This window comes from Sulfurimonas hydrogeniphila, from assembly GCF_009068765.1.
In the GTDB taxonomy this organism is placed as follows: domain Bacteria; phylum Campylobacterota; class Campylobacteria; order Campylobacterales; family Sulfurimonadaceae; genus Sulfurimonas; species Sulfurimonas hydrogeniphila.
This window is the reverse complement of record NZ_CP035534.1, coordinates 1,750,276-1,768,889: the sequence shown is the minus strand read 5'-3', so window position 1 is coordinate 1,768,889 and position 18,614 is coordinate 1,750,276. Positions and strand designations below refer to the sequence as shown.

The window sequence follows — 18,614 nt, the reverse complement described above, 5'->3', positions numbered from 1 at the left end:
CTACTGCTCTTTTTCCTCTTTTTTTATCTCTAAAAGAGGATCAAATTTTGGGCGTTTCAGCCTTGGCGCCTCTTTTGAAAACTTAATTAAATCTTCTACCGTTTTTATATCTTCATCCAAATTCTCCAGACTTAACAAAAACAGTCCATAGGTTGTAATGACATCGCTCATGGCTCTGTGATGCCTGGCTTCCGGATTTAATCGCAGTGTTTCATTCAGATAGGAAAGTGCATATCTGTAAGAGACAATAGTTCTTTCAGCCAAGGCAAGAGAACAGAGACTCCTGTTTAGCAGGGGTTCCAAGCCGATTTTTTGCAGGCTTTTGGATATAAAGCTGTAATCAAATTTGACATCATGGGCAACAAACACGGCATTACCCAAGAAGAGTTTAAATCGTTGCAGAACATCTTTGAGTTGAGGCGCATTTGTTGTATCATCGACAGTTATGCCTGTAATCTCCGTGATATGAGGATTAATTTCTTTGGTATGGACCAAAGATTCAAATCTGTCTATGATTATTCCATTTTTTACTTTTACAGCAGCAATTTCAATGATCTGGTGTTTTTCTATTTTTGAACCGTTTGTTTCGATATCAACGATACAGAATTCTGCCTGATGGATAGGAATAAATTTTGTATCGAAATAGTAATATCCCTGGTGTCTGATTACATGTAAACCCTGTGCTTTCCAGAGTTCTATGGAAAGTTCAAGTTCTTCGCTCAGTTGCTCTTTGAGTGTTTTTAAAGAGAGCCCGCGTGAAGAGAGTCGTGAAATGCTCTTGGCATCAAGATTGAAATTATCAGTGAGCATTGTGTATAAACTCTCTTACTTTAGCTGCATCTTTTTTCCCGTGTGATATTTCTACACCGCTGCTGACATCAAAAGCATAAAAACTGTACTTTTTCAGAGCCTGAATGTTGTCGGGAGTTAAGCCGCCGGCAAGAATTATTTTGGAACACTCAACGCCCTCAAACCATTCTGCATTAAGTTGTTTTCCTGCACCGCCATATGCTTCACAGTAGGCATCAACAAGTCTGTACTCATCAGCATATTGGAGGACATCTTCTTTTTTTTGTGCTCTTATAACTTTGATATGAGGGATTTTCAGTGCTTCATAAAATGCTTCGTCTGCTTCAAAATGAATCTGGGCAAGTGTCGCACCAACCTCTTTACATGTAGCATTGACTGTCTGTGCATCGACGTTGACAAAGAGGGCTACTTTCTCAACAAAAGGAGGAAGTTTTTGAATAATTTTTTTTGCCTCAGCAGGTGTTAAGCAGCGTGGAGATTTTTCATAAAATACAAATCCAAGTGCATCAGCTCCGGCATCTATTGCCGTCATAGCATCCTCATAAGAGGTAATACCGCAGATTTTTGTACGCATTATATTTGTAAGCTCTTTATCGCTTTGGCTCTGTCTTCGTGCTTGAAAACATAGCTGCCGGCAACAACAACATCAACGCCGGCTTCTTTGAGTGCATGGATATTTTTGTCACTTACCCCGCCGTCTACCTGGATAAGACATTCGGGATTGAGTCTTTTCCTCATAGCATCAAGTTTTTTTGCTTTTGGAAGTACGGAATCTATGAAAGATTGCCCTCCAAAACCAGGATTCACACTCATAAGCAAAACCATATCCAAATCACCAAGAAGGTATTCCAATTCTTCGGGAATTGTGTTGGGATTGAGCACTATAGAGGGTTTGATACCAAGAGAGCGGATTTTTTGTATGAGCCTATGCGGGTGTTTTTCTTCTTCTATATGAAAAGAGATATATTTTGGCTGCAGAGGTGCGAAAAGCTCTACAAAAAAGGTGTTGTTCTCGACCATAAGATGAATATCCAGGGGTTTTGTGGCAGCTTTGGCTATAGCCGAAACCACAACCGGCCCTATCGTCAGATTGGGTACAAAATGCCCGTCCATGACATCTACATGTACCAGATCACATTCCGCTTCACATATTTCCTGTACATCCCGTGCCAAATTTCCAAAGTCTGCCGAGAGAACGCTAGGGGCTACTTGCATATTCTTCCTTTTAAATTATTGTGGAATTATAAACTATAATAGCTTTTACCTTGTTAAGAAAAACAAAAACTTGTCATTATCAAAGGATAAATCAACCTGAACACCTTTTTTTCCTTTGGCAACTTCTAGCAGTCCTTCAACATTATGGTAGGTTCTAGGAAGGGTAATATCCACACTGATGTGTTCGTCTGCCAAAAGTGTTTTTACTTTTCCTCCGACAATGTTGACAAGTTCAGCCAGAGTATCAAGTATCATCTCTTTGTCGTCAGTACTCTCCCCAATAAGCAGTTCGCAGGCTTTTTTCGCAATGCCCAGCGGAAAAACAAGCATAACCATGCCGTCAATGTCTCCGTAAAAACCGATAGAGCTCGCTATTTTTCCATCTTTGTCAGTAATTTCAATTTTGTCTACTTTTGCCGCATCTTTGATGGCTTTTGAATTGGTCATCATCTCTATAGTGGCTACAGTTGCATCAATAAATCTTGGCAGTTCTGTCACCAGTACTTTGTTAAGTGCACGTTTGTTCTTTGTCGCAGCTGCACTGCTGGCACCAAGTTCGTCCAAAAGTTCTTTGTTTTGCAAAATATCATCCATCTGTTCAAAAAACATGATGCCGGCATCTTCAAGTGTCTCTTTGAAAGAAAGAGGTGTTTTGTCAAAAGACATGCCTACAAAACATATGGTGGCATTGTATTCGGCAGAAGATGATGCAAGCTTTGAGAAAAAATTAAGAGCATGAATGTTCATACTGACAACTTTGTAGGCATCAAAGATAAAAAGTCTAAAACCGACATGCAGGGAGTTGTTGTGATAGGCTATATTAAAAGTATTGCCTATTTCCGCATCCAAAAATGAAGAAACAGTGTATATGATGGCATTGCCTGTGACTCTTGTTGCAACTTTTTGTCCCATTTGCCCGAGATATGTGTCTTCTATGATGACATCATAGGCATTTTCTACTTTTGCTTTTTGCAAAAACTCTTCTTTTGTCTGTGCAACTATCGGGTTGTGGCCATTGTTGTGCAACTCTATTGCCAGAGCGGCTCTTTGTGACTTGTCTTCACTGTAAAGCAGTATATTTTTATTTTTTTCTTTGAACCCGTCTGCAAACAGAGAAGCGATTTGCTGAGTTTTAAAGAGTGAAAAACTTAAATCGCCATCATAAAATTTTTTAAAAGCATCATATTTCTTTTTGTCATAATCACAAAAACCGACGATTATATGGTTTTTGCTTCTGACTTTTTGAAACATTTTTACAAAAGTGTCCAAACCGTTTCTGTTGAAGAAAATAACTTTTTTTAGTGAAACAAGAATCATCGAAGCATTGCTTTTGAGTGTGGCATCTATATCTTCTATGCTCAGAAAGGAACTTCCTGACGAACCGTCAAGGAATCCCTGAGGGTGAAATACGCCGATTCCTTCTCTAATTACCGCTCTCATGAAATCTCCATCAGTTTTGAAAAGTCATCATAGATGTCGCTGACAAAATCAATTTGAAAGTCAATAAAATCATTCAATCCGGCTTCAATAAAAACAGGTTTTGACAGGGTGTAAAAGAGTAGCAGATGCATCCATTTTCCAAGTTTGTTGTTTGTTTCATCCTGAGACGGTTTAATGCCGGAAGATGCCTGAATGATATCGGCAATATTTTTGGGCATTTCCCATTTTTGGGAAATTCTTTCGCATATATCAAACAGGTCCATATTGCAGAGTCTCTGCAATATGGTGTTGAGATCAATCTCATCTACACTTCTAAGAAGCTTTACATCTTCAATTTTTTCACAAAAGAGTGCTTCGGATACTATGATACTAGCGGGGAGCAGAGCAACAGCACTCTGAAGGTCTTTATCTTCTATCTGCAAATAAGCGGTAATTTTGTGCCAGTCAACAGAGAGTCCGGCCTGTAAATCATAAAAAGAAGATTTGTTCAGTTTGAAGAGTTTCCATTTTGCGGGAGAAAGCAAAGAGATCATATAGTTGTAAGCCGCCTGCTGTGATCTTGAGACACCAAGTATGCCAAAAATCTGAGAAACATTTGTGACTTCATTTTTAAACCCGTACAAAGGTTTGTTCACCAACTCTTTCAAATAGGCATTGAGTGCAGGGTCATTCTGTGCCACTTTTGCTGCTTGAACCAGATCACCCTGATCAAGCAAAGCGAGCGTCTGTTTTAAAATCTTTGGTGATGGCGGTATTTTTTCTATAAATGCGTCTATCTGTTGTAATGTAATCAAATTTTACTACTTTATGTTGGATATTATATATTCTAACGAGATTAAGATAAAATTCAAATAAAGTATAGAAAGTATATTCTCAAAAAAAACAAAACAGGCTTAAGTTGCAGTTTTGCTTTTGTTTGCTATAATTCGCAACTTTAAAATATCATTCAAGGATACTCAAATGGCAAGAAGATGTGCTATCAGCGGCAAAGGCCCGATGAGTGGGAACAATGTTTCTCATGCAAAAAACAGAACAAAGCGTCGTTTTTTATTAAACCTAAGAACAGTTCGTATTACATTAGAAGACGGTACAACGAAGAAGATTAAGATTTCTGCAAGAGAATTACGCACACTTAAGAAAAATTCGTAGACTATAGGAATCAGTTTTGAATCTTTTACCAAGGATTCGCAAGTTCCTAAATTGGGAGAGCCCTCCCAAACCTGATCCCAAGCTTCTTCCTGAAGTTTATTCCCACCTTAAAGCTTTTCGTCTCCCTTTAATTTTAACAGTATTTGTAATGTTAATAGGAACATCCGGATATGTTCTTATAGATAATTTTACAATAATGGATGCAATTTATCAAACGGCCATTACTTTTACTACTGTTGGGTTTGGTGAAATTGCTCCAATATCAAACGCAGGAAGAATTTTTACTATCAATTTAATTATTGCAGGGTTTGCAGTATTTTCAAGTGCTATAGGTATTTTGGTTTCAGAACTGAACAAGGGGCATATTGTTGCCATAATGAAGGAGAGAAGAATGCTGTACAAAATAGCAAGACTTAAAAAGCATTTTGTTGTGTGCTATCATAATGACTATACAATAGAAGTAACAAAACAGTTGCGAAAAAACCATATTCCTTTTATTGTGATTGATCCAAGAGCTGAAATCCACGAATGGGCAATAGAGCATAAATATCCGCATTTTTTGCAGGCACAGCCTCATGCTGAGCTTTCAATGCTCAAAGCACATCTTTCTTCTGCAAAAGGTTTGATTACTTTGTCGAGTTCCATTGCTGACAATATTGCGCTGATTGCTTCGGTGCGGCTTTTTGAGAAAGAACATTTTTTGCCTCGTCCCTATTATGTGATATCCTCAGCAGAAACAATGAGTGATGTGGAAAAGCTGAAAAAACTTGGAGCAGACACTGTCGTTTCTCCGACAAAACTCACAGCCCAAAGAGTCTCTGCAATGGCGGCACGTCCCGATATGGAAAATCTGCTTGAAGAATTTTTATATAAAAGTGACAATCCTTTGGATATGCAAGAGATCATAGTGCCGCGTTACAGTTGGGCAGTTCTCAAAAAATTGAAAGAGACACATATCCGGGAAATTGCAAACACATCAGTTGTGGGAATTACCAGAAAAGACGGAAAGCTTATTGGAATGCCAAAGGGAGATACCTTGGTGACAAGTGAATCGAAACTTCTAGTGATAGGCACACAGGAAGGGATTAAAATAACAAAAGATCTGATTTCAAAAAGAGTCAAACCTAAGGAGTTGAAGTTTGTATAAGTTGATAAAAGTTGATGGTGGGGTTTGTACGGCAGAAGGTTTTTATGCGGATGGTATCAGTGCAGGATTAAAACCGAACAAAGCAAAAGATATGGCTTTTGTTTACAGTGATACCTTGTGTGAAATAGCAACAGCATTTACAACAAACAAAATGACGGCAGCACCTATACGCCACTTTAAAGCAAAAGGTGAGTTTCAAACAAATTTTGTACTTATTAATTCTAAAAATGCCAATGCTATGACCGGAAAAGCAGGTATTGAAGATATAGAAGAAATTTTAGCCACCTTGCCGGAGGAAGTGCACAATCCTGTAATGAGCTCAACAGGTGTTATCGGTGTACGACTGCCAAAAGAGAAGATTATAGCCGGTGCCAGACTTTTTGATTTGAAAAAACGAGACGGCAGTTCGGCGGCGGCAGCGATTATGACAACCGATACTTTTTCAAAACAGATTGCATACAGAGTCGAACTTGAAGACGGCAGCAGTTTTCACATTGGTGCAATGGCAAAAGGTGCGGGTATGATTAATCCCGCTATGGCTACAATGCTCTGTTTTATCACAACTGATGCGAAAGTTGACAAAGATGAAATGCAAAATATTTTAACTGAAAATGTAAAAACAACTTTTAATGCCGCAAGTGTTGACGGAGATACCTCGACCAATGACACAGTCATGTTGCTCAGCAATGCAAAAAGTAAAGTTTACCACAGGAGAGCATTCACAGAAGCTCTTTATAAAATTATGCGTTTTTTGGCCCGTGAAATGGTAAGAGACGGAGAGGGCGCGACAAAACTTGTTACCTATGAAGTGAGTGGGGCAAAAGATGATGCGGAGGCAGAGATTGTGGCCAAAGCGCTGACCAATTCTTTACTTGTCAAAACGGCACTCTACGGAGAAGACCCAAACTGGGGAAGAATCGCTTCAACAATCGGTGCAAGCGGTGCTGATGCGGATGAAGAAAAACTGCGTATTGCCTTTGAAGATGTCTGTGTCTATGACAGGGGAACACTGTATTTCGATGCAGTGATGGAGCAAAAAGCCGGTGAGATAATGAAAAGAGAAGCATTTACCATTTATTGCGATTTGGGAATAGGAGACGGAAAGTTCACAGCTTTTGGCTGCGATCTCGGGTATGAATATGTCAAAATAAATGCGGACTACAGAACATAATCCTCTTTAAACGCCACATAGCGTGAGGCAGAGGCGTAAAGTTCTTTTATCTCCTCCTCGCTCAATTCTCTGACAACTTTTGCAGGGCTTCCCATGATGAGTGAGCGTGGCGGAAAAACTTTGTTTTTTGTCACAAGCGAACCTGCTCCGACTATGCTCTCTTTGCCTATAACCGCACCGTCCAGTATAGTAGCGCTCATGCCGATAAGACAGGCTTTTTCTATGGTACATCCGTGCAGCATGACGCGATGTCCTATGGTCACATCATCTTCGATGATTGTCGGATTTCCGTCACTTTTGTCCTCTTTTTTGTAGTGCGTTACATGTATCATACTCAAATCCTGAATATTGACACGATTGCCGATTTTTATATAATGCACATCACCGCGAACGACACAGCCAAACCAGACAGAGCAGTCCTCTCCGCAGCTGACATCCCCTATAACATCTGCAGAAGGCGCTATCCAGCTTCTGCTACCTACAGTCGGGGTTATATTTTTGTATACATGTAACATAAGGCGTGCTCCTTTAACTTTCTATGAAGAGACGGTTAACCAGCTGCTGCACATAGGTAGAGGTCTCTTTTTTGGTTGCTTTTGCAATGCGATTGACATAGTCTTCAAGAAGTTTGTGGTTGTTGATAACCTTTTGCCCCTCTTTTGGCTTGATTTTTATATAGGATCCGTCACTTTGCAGTTCATGTGCAAGGGCATTGTCGGAGCATTGCAGTTTGAGAATCTGTATAATTTTCTTTTTGGCATCTTCATCTTTGATGGCAGTTAAAAGCTCTATACGCCGCACAAGATTTCGGGGCATCCAGTCTGCACTTGAGATATAGACTTTTGATGCATCATTTTTAAAATAAAAAGTACGGGCATGCTCGAGGTATTTTCCCAAAATGGAAACAACTCTTATATTTTCGCTGACATCTTTGATACCGGGCTTCAAACAGCAGATACCACGTACAATAAGCTCAACTTTTACACCGGCTATAGAGGCTTTGTAGAGTGCTCTGATGACATCATCGTCAACAAGTGAGTTTACCTTTGCAATGATATGTCCGTTTTTTCCCTGTCTTGTTTCATTGTGAATGAGAGAAAGGACTTTAGGCTTGATTTGTGAAGGAGACATATATAACTCATTGAGTTTTCCTTTTTTGCTAAAGCCTGTCAAAAAGTGAAAAAAGCGTGTTAAGTCATTGGTAATGGTGTCCTTGCTCGTCATATAACTCATGTCAGTATATATTTTTGCAGTGGAAGGGTTATAGTTTCCTGTGCCTAAATGGGCATACTGCTTGAGTTTTCCGTTTTTTCTTCTTGTGATCAAAGCCGCTTTTGCATGGACTTTAAACCCTTGAATTCCGTAAATAACATGGGCTCCTGATTTTTCAAGCGCTTTTGCCCAAATGAGATTGTTCTCCTCGTCAAAGCGTGCTTTTAGCTCAACCATAACGGTAACCTGTTTTCCCGATTCACTGGCATCCATCAAAGATTTGACGATAGGCGACTTTGTCCCTGAACGGTAGAGTGTCATTTTTATAGAGACAACATCAGGGTCTTTTGCCGCATGTTGAATGAGATTTACCACAGGGTCAAAACTCTGATAAGGATGGTACATCAAGACATCCTGCTTTTCCAGGATAGAGAAAATATCTTCATTGTTTTCAAAAGGCGGCAGATTTTTTGGTTGAAATGCCGGTGCCAAAAGATGTGCAAAGTTTTTGTTCGATACTATCTGCCAAAGACTTGAGAGATTTAAAAAGGTATGGTATCTGTAGATGTCATCTTTGTATATATGTGCATGACGGTTAAAAAAGTTAATGATTTCATCATCAGCATTTGAACCGACCTCAAGCCGGACCATTTCTCCTTTACGGCGAAGTTTGAGCCCCTCTTCAAGAATCTCCATAAAGTCATCAGCTTCCTCTTCTTCTATGGCAATATCAGCATTTCTTGTCACGCGAAAAGGGGCATATTTGATAAGCTCATAGCCCGGAAAAAGTTCATCAACATGCTTTTCCACAACACTTTCTATCGGTACATAGGTTCCGTTTCCAAGCTCTACAAATCTGTTTAAAACACGGGGAACACGTATAATTCCAAAGCGTTCTATATTTTCGTTGTCCATATCGCGAAGTTTTACGATAAGCCCGAAACTCAGGTTGTTAAGATGTGGAAAAGGATGTGTGGCATCTATGGCAATGGGAATAATTACCGGATAGATGTTTTCATTGAAATACTGGTTGAGTTTATGTTTGTCCTGATTGTTCACTTCATCATATGTCTTTACACTGATACCATGAGGCTCAAGTTTTTTAAATATTTCACTTCTGCAGTGCTCGACAACCTGCTGTTCCTGATGCAGATAGTTTCTGATTTCACGAAGCTGCTGCAGAGGTGTCAGCCTGTCGGCCCCTGAAACGATAATACCCGCGGCAAAAAGCTTTTTAAGTCCTGCCACGCGAATCATATAGAACTCATCCAGATTTGTTCCGTAAATGGCAAGAAATTTGAGACGTTCAAGCAGCGGCAAAGACTCATCCTGTGCCTGTTTGAGGACTCTTGTGTTAAACTGTAACCATGAAAGCTCACGGTTTAAATAAAGATTGGGATTTTTAAGGTTTATCATAAAATTTTCACTTTCTTTGGTAAGTTTTTTCTTTATTATAGCAAAGAAATTATTACTATTTGATTACACCTGTGCCGCTCATGTTGGCTGCGTGGTAAATTGTCACACCGTTTTTTCGGGCATAGTACTCTAAAAGCAACTTCTGCAGTGTCGGCTCAATAGAAGGGGTAAACCATGCATTGTTGCTTATGGCAATCATATATTTTACATTGCCATTGTAGAGCTCTTTACATGTAGCCTCATAACAGACGGCATTTCTGAACCTGATACCTTTTATGACAAAGTCTGTCGGTTTTTTTGCCGTAACAAAATCACTTGATCCTTGAAAAAAAGTATCGTTGATGAATTTTTGTGCAAATTTTGGCAGAGGAATGTACTCGCCAAAAGGAACCAGAATGAGTTTTTTGGCAACCTTGTATCTGCCTTTGTCAAACATATAGGTGACATTGTAGTTGAGATTGTTTTCACGCATCAGTGCACCGGCTATGACAGTGATTTTTTCAGAAGCCTTACGAAGTTCCTGCATCAGTTTCGGCATTTCATTCATAAAAAGAGGGAAGACAGATTCGGGGAATATGACAACATCATAGCCTTCTGCCTGTGCCTGACGGATTTTTTCAAAAATCATGGCAACGGTAGGGTAGAGGCTGCTTCTCTCCCACTTGACACTTTGGGGGATTTCTGTTTGTACCAGCTTTATTTTCAGGGGCGCATCATACTGTTTTGGATAGCCGTAGTTATAGGCAAAGACGAGAAGCAAAAGAGGCAAATATCTGTATTTTTTGTTTTTTATCAGTGAAGGCAGGGAGAGGGCGAGCAAAACGGCCGCCAACTGATATTTGTAAACACCTATATAACTGTTGACAAACAAGAGCTCAATTTTCATCCAGTTCCAGCCAAGCGGTTCAAAAAAGCTGAGCCCAAAAAGCAGTAGGGCCCGTATATAGGGCTTGTCTGTAAAGGCAAGCGGTGCAAAAAAGAGAAGATAGAGAATGCCGAAGCCGAGAGTAACAAAAGGCTCCATGTAGCCGACACCCTGGTATTTAAAACTGAAACCGATCCAGTAAAACCAAAAGAGTCCTATAAAAAAACCGCTAAAAAGAACCGCTTTTTTAGGAATGCTAAGAAGCAGTGCTATTGCTCCAAGTCCAAAAAGGGTATTGAGAAATTTATTTTCAATGCCAAAATATTCCAAATAGATAAAAGCACTGAAAAGTGCAGCCGTGCCAATTGCGAGTAAAATATTTTTTGTTAAGGAATTCATTTTGAAATTGTACTGAATTTAAGAGCTTATTAGTATATTTTTTGTATAATCGCTGCAATTTTATAAGAGAAGGAAGCACAAGATATGGAAATTATCTCCCAACTACTACCGTTTGTATTTTTAATTGCAATTATGTATTTCGTAATTATTCGCCCACAGCAAAAAGAGGCCAAGGCCAAAAAAGAGATGATTGAATCTCTTAAAAAAGGTGACAAAGTCATCACTAACGGCGGTTTTATCGTTGTTGTTCATAAAGTTGAAGAGAACTTTTTGACAGTAAAACTCAATGATGATACACTCGTAAAAATTACAAAAGATTCCATTGCAAAGAAGTTCGAGGATGAAGCTTAATTATCGCATAGTCATCTTTGCTCTGGCAATAGTGTTTGGAATTGTATTTTCTCTTCCATCACTTTTACAGACCCAAAGCGGCAAAAAAATAACCTTAGGCCTTGATTTACAGGGTGGACTGCATATGCTGCTCGGTGTGAAAACCGAGGAAGCGACTAAATCACGTATTAAATCAATAGCGGCAAGTATCAAACACTTTGCAGAACGTAATGACATTTTAATAGACGGATTGAGCTTTGACAGCAAAAGTGTAACTTTTGAAGTGCTTGATAGTGACGAGATTAAAAACTTTGATGATTTTTTATCAAAACTTGAAGGTGTGAAAGTTACACACAAAGGTTCTGTCATAACCTTGAGTCTGACGCCTAAAGAGATAGAAAAAACAAAACAGCAGGCAGTCTCGCAGGCAATTGAAACGATCAGAAACAGACTTGACCAGTTCGGACTCTCAGAGCCCGTTGTCGCACGTCAGGGAAAAGACAAGATACTTGTAGAGCTTGCGGGGATTAAAACACCGCAGGAAGAACAGCGTGCACGCGAGTTGATTTCTCGTGCGGCAAAACTTGAAATGATGGCAGTTGATGAAGCCAGAAATGCACGGGTTTACAATATGAGCGATGCGGATGCGGCGGCATACGGTGATGTTATTTTAGAAGATGTGAAAAATCCTAAAATCAAATATCTTGTGCATGAAATTCCTATTCTGGATGGCGGGATGCTTACCGGTGCAAATGTCGGTTTTGACCAAAACAACCGTCCGGTGATTAATTTTAAACTCAATGCAGAGGGTGCTGACATCTTCGGTGATTTTACCGGCAAAAACGTAGGCAAACGTCTGGCAGTCGTACTTGACGGAAAAGTCTACTCTGCACCGAATATTAATGAACGCATCGGCGGAGGCAGCGGACAGATTTCCGGAAACTATACAGTGCTTGAGGCAAAAGATTTGGCAATTGCGCTGCGTTCGGGTGCATTATTGGCGCCAATATATATGATGGAAAAACGTTCTGTCGGCCCAAGTCTGGGTGCTGACAGTATCAAAGCATCTATGATAGCGCTGATAGGCGGTTTTATTCTTGTTATTGTTTTTATGATGGTTTATTATCGTATGGCAGGGGTAATTGCAAATATTGCCCTGATTGCAAACTTGTTGATTCTTTTGGCGGTTATGAGTCTTTTTGGTGCGACGTTGACGCTGCCGGGTATGGCAGGTATTGTCCTGACGGTCGGTATGGCGGTGGATGCGAATGTCATTATTACCGAAAGAATCCGTGAACTCATTTATGAGGGAAAATCTATGCACAAGGCCATAGAAGAAGGCTACGCAAACGCAATGACGGCAATTTTGGATGCAAATATCACGACGCTGATTGCTTCTGTTGTCTTGTATGTCTATGGTACAGGTGCTATAAAAGGGTTTGCCATTACTATGAGTATCGGTATTTTGGCATCTATGCTCACTGCAATTCTCGGAACACACGGAATTTATCAGATGCTTGAACCTAAAATGGGCAAAAGCAAAAATTACCGTTTCTGGTTTGGGATTAAAGGATAATTATGGAATTTTTTAAGTATAAACAGCCCATTGATTTTATGGGTAAATCAAAAATTGCGATGGCAGTTTCAATTATTCTTATCTTGGCTTCATATGCGATTTTGGCGACAAAAGGACTCAATTACGGGATCGACTTTGCCGGAGGAACGATTGTTCAGGTAAAGTATGACACAAAAGCCCCTATCAAAGCGATGCGGGAAAAACTGCAGGCAGACAAACTTTTTGACGGTGCTTCCATCAGTGAGTTCGGTTCTCCGGATGAAGTTGTCATTCGTATGAAAACATCGAGTGCGAGTGTAGCAAAAGACATCGGTGATGTTGCAAGAGCAGCACTGCAGGGTACAGGCAATTTTACGATTCGCCGTGTTGATATTGTAGGTCCAAAAGTAGGTTCAGAGTTAAAAGAGAAAGGGCTTATGGCACTTTTTCTCTCTATAGCCGCGATTCTTGTTTATGTGGCATTTCGATTTGAATGGCGATTTGCCGTGGCTTCTATAGCCGCGTTAGTGCATGATGTTTCGATTGCAATGGGTGCGGTGGCTCTCTTTCAGATTGATGTCAATCTTGATGTACTTGCTGCAATACTGACACTTTTGGGATATTCGCTCAACGATACAATTATTGTCTTTGACCGTATCCGCGAAGGGATTACAAAATCCAAAAAAGCGAATTTGACAGAGATTATCAATGAATCTATCACAAGAACGCTTGCCCGTACGACACTGACCTCTTTAACGACCTTTTTTGTGGTTTTTACACTGTTTATGTTTGGCGGAGAGATTATTCATGCCTTTGCATTTACGCTTTTGGTAGGTATAATCGTAGGAACATATTCGTCCATCTTTGTTGCTTCACCGTTGTTGATACTGTTTGGTTTTGATGTGAAAAACTATCATGCAAAACTGGCAGAAAAAGCAAAAAGAGAAGCAGAAAAAAACAGAATGCGCGAACAGTTTGAATCAGGAGTTATGTAATGGATTGGGGTAAAGTAGTATACGTATTTTTTTCATTAATGAGTCTTACATCGATCGCAGGGTTTTTATATGAAAATACGGCTATTTCATTGTTTATAGCCGCAAGTGTGAATCTGATTTCAACAATTTTAAAAATCGGTGTGCGTAATCTGCTTTCAGCCGAACTGTTGGCATCTTCTTTGGTGGCAGACCTGCACCTGATTCCGGCATTTGTCTTTTTGGTTATTGTGCAGAATGATTCCTGGGCAATTGCCCTGGCAATCGGTGCATTGATTGCCAATGTATTTTCAATGGGACTTGTCTACATTGAGAGCAGTAAAACACACGAAGAATATTAACAGGAAGAATAAAATTGGAATATAACGCAAAAACTATAGAAAAAAAATGGCAGGAATACTGGAATCAAAACGAAAGTTTTGAGCCGAGTGAAGATTTTACCAAAGAGAAAAAATACATTCTTTCAATGTTTCCTTTTCCAAGCGGACGTCTGCATATGGGACATGTAAGAAACTACTCTATCAGTGATGCTTTTGCGCGTTACCACAGACAGCAGGGCAAAAATGTTTTACACCCGATTGGCTTTGACAGCTTTGGTATGCCTGCGGAAAATGCTGCTATAAAAAACGGTTCACATCCTAAAAGCTGGACCTATGACAACATTGACTATATGAAAAACGAATTTTATTCTCTGGGTTTCTCTTTTTCACGCAAACGTGAATTTGCCACAAGTGATGAGCTTTATACGAAGTTTGAACAGGGCTTCATTATAGATATGTATAACAAAGGTCTGCTGTACCGTGAAAAAGGGATGCTTAACTGGTGTCCGCATGATCAGACTGTTTTGGCAAACGAGCAGGTAGTGGATGGATGTTGCTGGCGATGTGACACACCGATTGTCAAAAAAGAGATGAATCAGTACTATTTTAAAATTACTGCCTATGCAGACGAACTTTTAAATGATTTGAAAAAACTTGAAGGTGGCTGGCCAAAACAGGTTCTGACGATGCAGGAAAACTGGATAGGCAAGTCAAACGGACTTGCTTTTGATTTACACTTTGATGAAGCAAGTCAAGCAAAACTTTCGCATACATTTGAGTGTTTTGATGTTTTTACAACAAGACCTGACACAATTTACGGTGTGAGTTATACGGCTTTGGCACCTGAACATGAAATTGTTTCGTATATGATAGAGAACAAATTGCTTGATGATTCGGTTATTGCACAAATTGAGACTATGAAAAACACCTCTTCAATCGAGCGGCAAAAAGAGAAATCGGGTGTTTCGCTTGGTTTACATGTAACGCATCCGCTCACAGGAGAAAAAATTCCTGTCTGGGTGGCAAATTTTGTATTGATGGATTATGGAAGCGGAGCGGTTATGGCCGTACCTGCACATGATGAGAGAGATTATGATTTTGCTAAAAAGTATGACCTGCCTGTAAAACCGGTTATCAAGCCTTTTAAAACAGAACATGACTTTTCAAAATCTGCTTTTACAGAAGTCGGTGAGCTTATAAATTCCGGCGAATTTACAGGGATGAACTCTCAAGAGGCACAGGAAAAAATCATAGCTGTGTTTGAACAAAAAGGTTTGGGCAAAAAGACGACAAACTATAAACTCAAAGACTGGGGTGTGAGTCGTCAAAGATACTGGGGTGCACCTATTCCTTTTATTCATTGTGAGGCGTGCGGTCTTGTTATGGAGAAAAAAGAGAATCTTCCTGTGGCTCTGCCGGATGATGTAGAGATTACAGGAGAGGGAAATCCTTTGGAAAAACACCCGACATGGAAACACTGTAAATGTCCGGAGTGTGGCAAAGATGCTGTTCGTGAAACAGATACGATGGATACTTTTGTAGAATCCTCCTGGTATTTCCTGCGTTTTTGTGCATCGCCTCAAAACTGGGAAAAAGAGGCATTTTCACCTGAGCAGATAAAATACTGGATGCACCAAAAAGGGCATGAAGGTGTTGATCATTACATCGGTGGGATAGAACATGCGATTTTACACCTTTTATATGCGCGTTTTTTTACAAAAGTGTTCCGTGATTTGGGTTATATTGATTTGGATGAACCTTTTGAGAAACTTTTAACCCAGGGAATGGTACTTAAAGACGGGGCCAAAATGAGCAAATCAAAGGGCAATACGGTTGACCCTGATGCCATCATTGAGAAATACGGTGCAGATACGGCACGTCTGTTTATACTTTTTGCCGCACCGCCGACACAGGAACTTGAATGGAATGACAGTGCTGTTGAAGGTGCCTATAAGTTTATAAAAAGATTTTTTGAGCGAAGTGCAAATGTCTTTACATGTAACGAGAAGCCTGAAATCAATCATGCAGACTTGAGTAAAGAAGAGAAATTTGCCCGTAAAAAAGTCTATGAAGCACTCAAACGTGCCGAAGATGTTTATAATGAAAGATACACATTTAATACAATGATTGCCGGTGTCATGGAGGCGATGAATGCGCTCAATGCACAAAAAAATGCAGATGTATGGACGGAAGGATACTGGATACTCAGCTCGATTATGGAACCTGTTATTCCTCATACCTGTCATGAAATCAGTGAGCAATATTTCAAACTGAACAACCTGGCTCCGCAAGAAACAGTAGAAGAAGTTTTTGTAGAAGAGAGCATCTCTTTGGGTGTTTCTCTCAACGGGAAAAAAAGAGGGGAAATTGAAGTTGCCGCTGATGCTGATAAAGAGACAATTATTGCAGCAGCAAAAGAAAATATTGCCAAGTGGCTTGAAGGCAAAGAGATTGTCAAAGAGATTTTTGTTCCTAAAAAGCTTGTCAATATTGTTGTAAAGGGCTAAGAATGAGAAAATATTCACATGCATTGAAGGTATTTGTTCTTTTGATTCTTCTTGTTTCAATGAATGCATGCGGATATAAGCCAAGTTCAAAGTATGCCAGAAGTGTCATTGGTTCAAAAATATACACACATGTTGTCATTTCAGCTTTGGATCCCCAAAATACTGTTTTAATAAAAGATGCGGTAGACAGCGCCATTGTGGAAATTTTTCATGCCTCTCTAACAGACAAATCCCATGCCGATACAACGTTGAATTTTTCTCTGACACCACCGAGTTATTCGCCAATTCAGTATAATGCAGAAGGGTATATTATTGCATATCGGGCAAAAATTGTTTTAAAGATTGCAAGAGAATCAAAAAATATTAAAAAAACGTATACGGCAAGAGGTACCTATGACTTTTCGGTTGTACCAAATGCTGTTATAACAGATCAGGAACGATTTGATGCGATAAAATTCAGTGCCATCAAGGCTATAGCATCTTTTGTTGCACAGGTCTCAGCAGAAGGATCACAACTATAAATCAGGAGAAGATTACATGACTATACAAACAATCATAAGTAAAGCTGTCAAAAGATTAAAACTCGAAGGAAAATTACTGACTCCTGACTTTTATGCAGAAGCATTTTGCAAAGAGGCGCAAAAAGCAAATATGCAGGTTGAAGATTGTCAACATATTGACAAGTTCAATGCCATGCTCAACAAAGACTTACAAAAAGAGCTCAAAAAATACAATATAAAAACGATGCATGAGTTTGTACGTTTGCTGATTTCAAAACTCAACAGAACCAACCCTACGCAGTGTTCAAACCTGCTTGAATCCCAAACATTACTGACAAAAAGGGTACTGCAGGTTATTACTGTACTGCACAACAAAGAAGCGGGTGAGCTTGCACAAAAAACTCTGGAACTTATAGAGCATGGCGCCCAGCCTGAACAGTTGGACCAGTTTCGACAACGATGGGTCAATTTTTTAACTACTTATGATGATGCTTTTTTGCAAAAATTGAAAGAGTACGGTGATGTAGATACGCGGGATTTACAAAAAACTATTGAAAATTTACATTTGGAATGTGTTGGTGCACAAGAAAACCAAAGTGTGGATTTACAGAAAATATCAAAACTTTTGATAGCTTCTTTTGTTCCCTCCATTGCTTCGAGTGTGAATGATACGATTGCAGCTTTGAGTGAAAAAATCCAGAAAAATCCTGAACTGCTTGAACATGAAAGTGTTGAAAATGAAATCAGGTCAGCCATATCTTTGCGCATAGCACTTGACAAAGAAACTGTCAAAGAGATGGTAGAGTCTATTGACGGAGTTCTCGATAAACTTTCACTGCGTCTTATAGACATGATAGAGAGTTCTGACAACTCAAATGCCGAAATACAAAAAATAAAACTTGAGTTGGAATCTTATACGGAAGAATCAACTGTAAACTTTGCACTTGCACATAAAAAACTTTTTACAATTGCTGTTGCCTTAGAGAAAAATACACATCTTTTAAGTAAAGATTTGCAAGGACACAGTGAGGAAGTCAAAGCTTTGAGCAAAAAAGTCCGTACACTTGAAAAAGAGCTTGAAGAAGCAAAACAGGAATCAAAAGAGGACTTTTTAACGAAGTTGTATAACAAGCGCGCGATTGATGAGTTTTTAACGATGAAAGAGGCAGAGTACAAACGTTATGGGCATAATTTTGTCATTGTTATGTTTGATATAGACTTTTTTAAAAAAGTAAATGATACCTTTGGACATGAAGCCGGGGATGCGGTTTTGGCGGCATTTGCCAAAATACTCAAAAAAGAGAGTAGAACAGTGGATATAGTCGGGCGTTTTGGAGGCGAAGAATTTTTGGCACTTTTAAGTGAGACGGATTTGGAAGGTGGTGTGACTTTTGCCCAAAAGGTGAGAAAGCATGTTGAAAAGACTCGTTTTGTATATAAAGGCAAGCGTATTAAAGTGACTGTGAGTGCCGGTGTTGCGCAAAGAAGTGATCATATTTCGCTTGACGCGACGATAAATTCTGCCGATGAGTATCTGTATAAAGCCAAAAAAGAGGGAAGAAACAGAGTGGAGTATAAAAAATAAA

Annotated in this window: 18 protein-coding genes; 10 read left to right on the top strand and 8 right to left on the bottom strand. The window is 39.5% G+C overall.

Features of this window, described 5'->3' with window-relative positions:
- From ETP70_RS09270 to ETP70_RS09250, 5 genes are read right to left on the bottom strand one after another with little or no spacing between them, the layout of a single operon-like run.
- Positions 1 to 810: a 3'-5' exonuclease gene (locus tag ETP70_RS09270; protein WP_151900920.1), complete on the bottom strand. Its 810-nt coding sequence runs from the start codon at positions 808 to 810 to the stop codon at positions 1 to 3.
- Entirely contained in the window at positions 800 to 1,384 is a 585-nt protein-coding gene (locus ETP70_RS09265; RefSeq protein ID WP_151900919.1) for a phosphoribosylanthranilate isomerase, read from the bottom strand. Before ETP70_RS09265 ends, ETP70_RS09270 begins: the two co-directional genes overlap by 11 nt.
- Complete coding sequence (gene rpe / locus ETP70_RS09260) at positions 1,384 to 2,025, bottom strand: ribulose-phosphate 3-epimerase (RefSeq protein WP_151900918.1); 642 nt, start codon at positions 2,023 to 2,025, stop codon at positions 1,384 to 1,386. The genes ETP70_RS09265 and rpe overlap by 1 nt, the downstream gene beginning before the upstream one ends.
- Positions 2,026 to 2,070: 45 nt before the next feature.
- The gene (locus tag ETP70_RS09255) at positions 2,071 to 3,465 is read right to left on the bottom strand and encodes a chemotaxis protein CheX (protein WP_151900917.1); all 1,395 of its coding nucleotides are present in this window, start codon (positions 3,463 to 3,465) and stop codon (positions 2,071 to 2,073) included.
- Positions 3,462 to 4,259, bottom strand: a complete 798-nt coding sequence (locus ETP70_RS09250) for an HDOD domain-containing protein (protein ID WP_151900916.1) — start codon at positions 4,257 to 4,259, stop codon at positions 3,462 to 3,464. Before ETP70_RS09250 ends, ETP70_RS09255 begins: the two co-directional genes overlap by 4 nt.
- A 166-nt stretch (positions 4,260 to 4,425) precedes the next feature.
- On the opposite strand from ETP70_RS09250, the gene rpmB reads away from it, so the two are divergent.
- From rpmB to argJ, 3 genes are read left to right on the top strand one after another with little or no spacing between them, the layout of a single operon-like run.
- Positions 4,426 to 4,614, top strand: a complete 189-nt coding sequence (rpmB, locus tag ETP70_RS09245; protein ID WP_013326380.1) for a 50S ribosomal protein L28 — start codon at positions 4,426 to 4,428, stop codon at positions 4,612 to 4,614.
- 16 nt (positions 4,615 to 4,630) lie between these two features.
- Positions 4,631 to 5,761 (top strand): potassium channel family protein, encoded by a 1,131-nt coding sequence (locus tag ETP70_RS09240; RefSeq protein WP_188109979.1) that lies wholly within the window; start codon positions 4,631 to 4,633, stop codon positions 5,759 to 5,761.
- Entirely contained in the window at positions 5,754 to 6,932 is a 1,179-nt protein-coding gene (gene argJ, locus ETP70_RS09235; RefSeq protein ID WP_151900914.1) for a bifunctional glutamate N-acetyltransferase/amino-acid acetyltransferase ArgJ, read from the top strand. Before ETP70_RS09240 ends, argJ begins: the two co-directional genes overlap by 8 nt.
- Here argJ and ETP70_RS09230 read toward each other — a convergent pair.
- From ETP70_RS09230 to ETP70_RS09220, 3 genes are read right to left on the bottom strand one after another with little or no spacing between them, the layout of a single operon-like run.
- Positions 6,920 to 7,447 carry a gamma carbonic anhydrase family protein gene (locus tag ETP70_RS09230; protein ID WP_151900913.1) on the bottom strand — a complete coding sequence of 176 codons (528 nt, stop codon included), beginning with the start codon at positions 7,445 to 7,447 and terminating at the stop codon, positions 6,920 to 6,922. The two genes, argJ and ETP70_RS09230, sit on opposite strands and share 13 nt — an antisense overlap.
- 13 nt (positions 7,448 to 7,460) lie before the next feature.
- Positions 7,461 to 9,560 (bottom strand): RNA degradosome polyphosphate kinase, encoded by a 2,100-nt coding sequence (locus tag ETP70_RS09225; protein ID WP_151900912.1) that lies wholly within the window; start codon positions 9,558 to 9,560, stop codon positions 7,461 to 7,463.
- 55 nt (positions 9,561 to 9,615) lie between these two features.
- Positions 9,616 to 10,824, bottom strand: a complete 1,209-nt coding sequence (locus ETP70_RS09220; RefSeq protein ID WP_151900911.1) for an apolipoprotein N-acyltransferase — start codon at positions 10,822 to 10,824, stop codon at positions 9,616 to 9,618.
- Between the two features lie 84 nt (positions 10,825 to 10,908).
- Here ETP70_RS09220 and yajC point away from each other — a divergent pair, with 84 nt between their 5' ends.
- From yajC to ETP70_RS09185, 7 genes are read left to right on the top strand one after another with little or no spacing between them, the layout of a single operon-like run.
- Entirely contained in the window at positions 10,909 to 11,175 is a 267-nt protein-coding gene (gene yajC / locus ETP70_RS09215) for a preprotein translocase subunit YajC (RefSeq protein ID WP_151900910.1), read from the top strand.
- Positions 11,165 to 12,730: a protein translocase subunit SecD gene (gene secD / locus ETP70_RS09210; protein WP_151900909.1), complete on the top strand. Its 1,566-nt coding sequence runs from the start codon at positions 11,165 to 11,167 to the stop codon at positions 12,728 to 12,730. The genes yajC and secD overlap by 11 nt, the downstream gene beginning before the upstream one ends.
- Positions 12,731 to 12,732: 2 nt before the next feature.
- On the top strand, positions 12,733 to 13,704 hold the full coding sequence (secF, locus tag ETP70_RS09205; protein WP_151900908.1) for a protein translocase subunit SecF: 972 nt from the start codon (positions 12,733 to 12,735) through the stop codon (positions 13,702 to 13,704).
- Positions 13,704 to 14,042, top strand: coding sequence for a DUF6394 family protein (locus tag ETP70_RS09200; protein WP_151900907.1), 339 nt, complete (start codon positions 13,704 to 13,706; stop codon positions 14,040 to 14,042). Before secF ends, ETP70_RS09200 begins: the two co-directional genes overlap by 1 nt.
- 14 nt (positions 14,043 to 14,056) lie before the next feature.
- Positions 14,057 to 16,528: a leucine--tRNA ligase gene (gene leuS, locus ETP70_RS09195; RefSeq protein ID WP_151900906.1), complete on the top strand. Its 2,472-nt coding sequence runs from the start codon at positions 14,057 to 14,059 to the stop codon at positions 16,526 to 16,528.
- Between the two features lie 2 nt (positions 16,529 to 16,530).
- Positions 16,531 to 17,049, top strand: coding sequence for an LPS assembly lipoprotein LptE (gene lptE / locus ETP70_RS09190; protein WP_188109978.1), 519 nt, complete (start codon positions 16,531 to 16,533; stop codon positions 17,047 to 17,049).
- Between the two features lie 16 nt (positions 17,050 to 17,065).
- The gene (locus ETP70_RS09185; protein WP_151900905.1) at positions 17,066 to 18,613 is read left to right on the top strand and encodes a GGDEF domain-containing protein; all 1,548 of its coding nucleotides are present in this window, start codon (positions 17,066 to 17,068) and stop codon (positions 18,611 to 18,613) included.
- The last annotated feature ends 1 nt before the right edge of the window (position 18,614 follow it).

Coding starts and splice junctions, on each gene's coding strand:
- ETP70_RS09270 (WP_151900920.1), bottom strand. CDS start 810: ATGCTCACTGATAATTTCAATCTTGATGCCAAGAGCATTTCACGACTC.
- ETP70_RS09265 (WP_151900919.1), bottom strand. CDS start 1,384: ATGCGTACAAAAATCTGCGGTATTACCTCTTATGAGGATGCTATGACG.
- rpe (WP_151900918.1), bottom strand. CDS start 2,025: ATGCAAGTAGCCCCTAGCGTTCTCTCGGCAGACTTTGGAAATTTGGCA.
- ETP70_RS09255 (WP_151900917.1), bottom strand. CDS start 3,465: ATGAGAGCGGTAATTAGAGAAGGAATCGGCGTATTTCACCCTCAGGGA.
- rpmB (WP_013326380.1), top strand. CDS start 4,426: ATGGCAAGAAGATGTGCTATCAGCGGCAAAGGCCCGATGAGTGGGAAC.
- ETP70_RS09230 (WP_151900913.1), bottom strand. CDS start 7,447: ATGTTACATGTATACAAAAATATAACCCCGACTGTAGGTAGCAGAAGC.
- ETP70_RS09225 (WP_151900912.1), bottom strand. CDS start 9,560: ATGATAAACCTTAAAAATCCCAATCTTTATTTAAACCGTGAGCTTTCA.
- ETP70_RS09220 (WP_151900911.1), bottom strand. CDS start 10,824: ATGAATTCCTTAACAAAAAATATTTTACTCGCAATTGGCACGGCTGCA.
- yajC (WP_151900910.1), top strand. CDS start 10,909: ATGGAAATTATCTCCCAACTACTACCGTTTGTATTTTTAATTGCAATT.
- secD (WP_151900909.1), top strand. CDS start 11,165: ATGAAGCTTAATTATCGCATAGTCATCTTTGCTCTGGCAATAGTGTTT.
- secF (WP_151900908.1), top strand. CDS start 12,733: ATGGAATTTTTTAAGTATAAACAGCCCATTGATTTTATGGGTAAATCA.
- ETP70_RS09200 (WP_151900907.1), top strand. CDS start 13,704: ATGGATTGGGGTAAAGTAGTATACGTATTTTTTTCATTAATGAGTCTT.
- lptE (WP_188109978.1), top strand. CDS start 16,531: ATGAGAAAATATTCACATGCATTGAAGGTATTTGTTCTTTTGATTCTT.
- ETP70_RS09185 (WP_151900905.1), top strand. CDS start 17,066: ATGACTATACAAACAATCATAAGTAAAGCTGTCAAAAGATTAAAACTC.